The sequence below is a fragment of the Aureimonas sp. D3 genome, assembly GCF_001463805.1.
GTDB classification, from domain to species: domain Bacteria; phylum Pseudomonadota; class Alphaproteobacteria; order Rhizobiales; family Rhizobiaceae; genus Aureimonas; species Aureimonas ureilytica_A.
This window is the reverse complement of the sequence record NZ_BBWM01000102.1, coordinates 1-1,019: the sequence shown is the minus strand read 5'-3', so window position 1 is coordinate 1,019 and position 1,019 is coordinate 1. Positions and strand designations below refer to the sequence as shown.

1 protein-coding gene is annotated in these 1,019 nt (G+C 57.4%); it reads right to left on the bottom strand.

Annotated features, from left to right (window positions below):
- Positions 1–47 precede the first annotated feature (47 nt).
- Positions 48–740 carry a chloramphenicol phosphotransferase CPT family protein gene (locus AUL36_RS22980; RefSeq protein WP_062224587.1) on the bottom strand — a complete coding sequence of 231 codons (693 nt, stop codon included), beginning with the start codon at positions 738–740 and terminating at the stop codon, positions 48–50.
- Positions 741–1,019: the final 279 nt, after the last annotated feature.

The following is a 1,019-nucleotide window of genomic DNA, read 5'->3' as shown; positions in this document are numbered from 1 at the left end:
AAAGCCCGATAAAACTCGATTGCCCTAAAACGGCAACTTCCGACCCGTTAGTGACGTTCGAGCGATGTACTGGTTTCCTCAGCAGCGGACATTCCCAAAGTCTCGTGGGATGCCAGGATGCGTTCACGCGCAGTTGGGTTTTGCGGTCCAACTTTCAAAATAGCTCCGATGCGAGCGGCGGATTCTTCCGGTGATAGCGTCGACGTATCCAGTTCCACATCATAGATGCCGGGAACGTGGACCGCCGTCTGCCAAGCCACGATCGGTCGGGGAACCATCCCATCGGTGGTTCTCTGAGCGTAAACGCCTTCGCGACCCGTTTGGGAATGATTGCGACGTTCAAGGATCGTCTGGAGGCAACACCGCACCCCAACGATCAGCACCGGCAAACCTGCCAATCGACGCATACTGTCTTCGAGGATGCCGAGGGGCATCGAGTAGTCGTCGTGATGACCAATATCGACGATGACGTTCAGCCCGAGCCGGCTGTGGGCCGCGACAGACTCGTAGAAGGCTGCAAAGAGCACGGGAAGGTGACGTTCGACATCCGGTCGCTCGCCTCCGGGCCGCAAGCCGATGGACGGTTGCAGGATCCTCGGAGCGGTCTGCTGGTAGGCATCGACGCCGAAATTGATCCAAAGATCGTCCGACCGCTCCTGAATGGCTCTCGCAATGCTCGACTTGCCGGAACGGGGCGCTCCATTCAGGACAACGATCCAGCCAGGCTGCTTCGCGTTCATGCGTCCATGTCCCGTTAATCGGCGGCTATTTTACGAAACATTCCCAAAAGCTGACAGACAGGTTTCCACCCATCTGAGCCATTCCCTCGTTCCAAAATTTAGAGGGCTACAGCGTAGACATAGTTCTCGTCTTCATTCGGCGCGGCGCGCCAAATACCGCCGATTGCCCGCTATGGCGCGATATTGCCGCCGATCTCCGCACGCCCACCAGCCGGAATGCGAAACGGCCGATTCCCCGCTAAAGCCCGATAAAACTCGATTGCCCTAAAACGGCAACTT

Excerpts from the sequence above, each read along its gene's own strand:
- AUL36_RS22980 (WP_062224587.1), bottom strand. The coding sequence starts at position 740 with ATGAACGCGAAGCAGCCTGGCTGGATCGTTGTCCTGAATGGAGCGCCC.